The 1,295-nt window shown below is 51.8% G+C and carries 1 protein-coding gene; it reads left to right on the top strand.

Annotated features, from left to right (window positions below; translation table 11 throughout):
* Window positions 1-14 precede the first annotated feature (14 nt).
* Window positions 15-1,199 (top strand): formamidase, encoded by a 1,185-nt coding sequence (gene fmdA / locus CHL76_RS16625; RefSeq protein WP_094909173.1) that lies wholly within the window; start codon window positions 15-17, stop codon window positions 1,197-1,199.
* Window positions 1,200-1,295: the final 96 nt, after the last annotated feature.

Genomic DNA, 1,295 nt, shown 5'->3' with positions numbered 1-1,295 from the left:
AGGAGGGGCTTTCTATGCCGAAAAAGCTGTTTGAGGTAGATCTGAACAAAACGATGGACCAACAGACGACGCCGGGGCACAACCGCTGGCACCCGGATATTCCTGCCGTATTTTCCGTAGACCCGGGAGAGACATTCCGGATGGAATGCCTGGATTGGACYGATGGCCAGATAAGCAACAATGATGACCCCTCGGACATTAAGCACGTGAATCTCGACCGGGTGCACGTACTAAGCGGTCCGGTCCATGTAAACGGTGTGGAACCGGGCGATCTGCTTGTTGTTGATATTCTGGATATCGGAACGTTTCATTCACATGAATGGGGATTCAATGGYATTTTCGCTAAAGAAAACGGTGGAAGCTTTTTAGTGGACCATTATCCGGAAGCGGCCAAATCTATTTGGGATTTCGAAGGGATTTATGCCACTTCCAGGCATGTGCCAAATGTAAAATTTGCAGGTATTATTCATCCGGGGCTGATCGGCGTAGCGCCGTCGCAGGACATGCTGAATGAATGGAACCGCAGGGAAAAGGAACTGGTAGATACAAATCCTGACCGGGTGCCTCCGCTGGCGAATCTRCCGACAGAGCATTCGGCGGTGCTCGGGAACCTCAAGGGAGAAGAGTTCGACCGGGTAGCAGCTGAAGGAGCAAGAACGGTRCCCCCAAGGGAAAATGGCGGCAACTGTGACATTAAGAATCTATCGAAGGGCTCGAGAGTGTACTTTCCGGTATTTGTCGACGGGGCAAAGCTGTCGGTGGGAGATCTTCATTTCTCGCAGGGGGACGGAGAGATTACGTTCTGCGGCGGGATTGAAATGCCCGGMTGGATTGACCTGCAGGTACATGTGATTAARAACGGCATGGAAAAACACCGTATTCAACGAAATCCCGCKTTTAAGCCGGGACCGGTGATGCCGCATTACAATGAATTTCTAGTCTTTGAAGGTGTCTCTGTTAATGAATTTTCCGGAGGCCAGACGTATYTGGATGCCAATGTTGCTTACAGGAATGCCTGTCTGAATGCGATTGRATTTCTGAAAACGCTTGGGTACACCGGGGAGCAGGCCTATATGCTTTTAGGTACGGCGCCGGTGCAGGGCACGGTGGCAGGCGTAGTGGATATACCGAACGCCTGCTGCACGCTGGCCCTGCCTAAAGACATCTTTTACCAGAACATTCTACCGGAGTTGGATTAATATGGCCCAGTTTACGTTTAAATGCCGGACGTGTGGTACGTTTGAGCGCTGGATGGCATCAAAGGGAGCGCGGGTCAGCGAAGCGCCGTGTCCCTC

Source organism: Marinococcus halophilus, from assembly GCF_002265875.1.
In the GTDB taxonomy this organism is placed as follows: Bacteria; Bacillota; Bacilli; order Bacillales; family Marinococcaceae; genus Marinococcus; species Marinococcus halophilus.
The sequence above is the reverse complement of the archived record's forward strand: the minus strand, read 5'-3'. Positions and strand labels throughout refer to the sequence as shown.